This is a genomic window from Halorubrum sp. SP3 (assembly GCF_005435195.1).
GTDB classification, from domain to species: Archaea; Halobacteriota; Halobacteria; order Halobacteriales; family Haloferacaceae; genus Halorubrum; species Halorubrum sodomense.
In genome coordinates, this window is record NZ_SGTU01000486.1 from 1 (window position 1) to 351 (window position 351).

Annotated in this window: 1 protein-coding gene; it reads left to right on the forward strand. The window is 63.2% G+C overall.

Going from position 1 to position 351, the window contains the following annotated elements:
- The coding region (locus tag EXE42_RS17335) for an NAD(P)-dependent oxidoreductase (RefSeq protein WP_137707101.1) at window positions 1-320 on the forward strand (320 nt) is incomplete at its 5' end.
- Window positions 321-351 lie beyond the last annotated feature (31 nt).

The following is a 351-nucleotide window of genomic DNA, read 5'->3' on the forward strand; positions in this document are numbered from 1 at the left end:
GGCGGCCGTTCATCCACGTGCGCGACGCCGCGCGGGCGTATCTTGACGCCGCCCTGGATCCCGACACATGGCCCCAGCGCGTGTATAACGTCGGCTCGAACGACGGGAACTACCGAATCGCGGAGATCGCGGAGATAGTCCGGGAGGAACTCGATCGGGATCTGGACGTGACGTACTTAGAGGACGAGCAGCCCGGCCCCTCGTATCACGTGAACTTTGACCGCTTGGCCGAGACGGGCTTCGAGACGGAGTGGACGCTTCGCGAGGGGGTTTGGGATATCGCGAATGAGCTGACCGGCACAGAGGTGTTCAACGCATGACGGACACGACACAGATGAAGACGGACGGCGG